The sequence below is a fragment of the Sporosarcina koreensis genome, assembly GCF_001531445.1.
Lineage (GTDB): Bacteria > Bacillota > Bacilli > Bacillales_A > Planococcaceae > Sporosarcina > Sporosarcina koreensis_C.
Genome location: NZ_LQYA01000275.1, coordinates 1 through 243 on the forward strand (window position 1 = coordinate 1; position 243 = coordinate 243).

Below are 243 nucleotides of genomic sequence, written 5' to 3' on the forward strand. Positions count from 1 at the left end.
ACATGGAAGTTGACCGAAAACAGGTACACGTTTGTACCTCGTGAATGGAGCTGAAAAATGATGAGCTATGCAGTTTGTAGAATGCAAAAAATGAAGTCCCATGATTTAAAAGGGATTCAATTTCACAATCAAAGAGAGCGGGAAAGTAAGACGAACACCGATATTGATAAAGACAAATCAAATGAAAATTACGATTTTATAAATGATGGAAATATTGATTATAACGAGCGAGTAAAAGAAATT

Annotated in this window: 1 protein-coding gene; it reads left to right on the forward strand. The window is 33.7% G+C overall.

The features are described 5' to 3' along the window. Positions 1 to 60: 60 nt before the first annotated feature. A partial coding sequence (locus AWV70_RS21925) for a plasmid recombination protein (RefSeq protein WP_201024449.1) occupies positions 61 to 243 on the forward strand: 183 nt, incomplete at its 3' end.